This window comes from Limnospira sp. PMC 289.06 (assembly GCF_032350395.1).
In the GTDB taxonomy this organism is placed as follows: domain Bacteria; phylum Cyanobacteriota; class Cyanobacteriia; order Cyanobacteriales; family Microcoleaceae; genus Limnospira; species Limnospira platensis.
In genome coordinates, this window is the sequence record NZ_JARPLC010000373.1 from 1 (window position 1) to 902 (window position 902).

Sequence of the window (902 nt, forward strand, 5' to 3'; positions counted from 1 at the left end):
GCTGCCTAAAAAGAGACCTGAAACAATGGCTCAAAGCAGGCGTGCTAGATAACGGCGTATTTGAGGATACAGAATCAGGGACACCCCAGGGAGGGGTAATAAGTCCACTCCTAGCTAACATCGCATTGGATGGCATGATTAGGTTCATAGAGACAATGTATCCAAAGAAAGCAAACAGAGCGCAGGCTACTGTTATAAGATACGCCGATGACTTTGTAGTGATATCCCCATCACTAGAAATCATTGAACAGTGCAAAACTGCTATTTCCGAACGGTTAAAACCTGTGGGATTAGAAATAAAACCTGAAAAGACTCGAATCTGCCATACGTTCAAACCTATTGAATATGAAGGCAGAACAGAGGAGCCAGGATTTGATTTTCTAGGATTCAATATCAGGCAATATCCAGCAGGAAAATATAAATCTGGGAAAACAGGGGGAATGGCAAGCCGATTAATCGGTCACAAGACCCACATTAAACCCAGCCAAAAAGCAGTTGCCCACACAGAAGTGATAAAAGGTGTAATTAAACAATTTAAAACAGCACCTCAATCAGCCCTGATTAACAAACTAAACCCAATTATTAGGGGATGGTCAAACTATTACTCAGCGGTAGTCTCAACAGAGACATTCACCAAACTAGATAAGACAATCTGGCAAATGTTACGGGCATGGACAGTATCAAGATGCGGAAAGGCAAGTCACGAAAAGCTAAGAAATTATTTCAGACATGGAACAATTAAACTTAGCAATGGGAAAGAAAGACACGAAAATTGGCTGTTCCAAACCAAAGATGGGTTACATCTATTCAAACACAACTGGACTCCAATTGTCAGACATACCTTAAGACGCCCTGACGCAACACTTTATGACGGAAATTGGACCTACTGGGCAAGCAGGAAA

Annotated in this window: 1 protein-coding gene; it reads left to right on the forward strand. The window is 41.7% G+C overall.

The features are described from left to right. The coding region (locus P5674_RS25270) for a reverse transcriptase domain-containing protein (protein ID WP_315670431.1) at positions 1-902 on the forward strand (902 nt) is incomplete at both ends.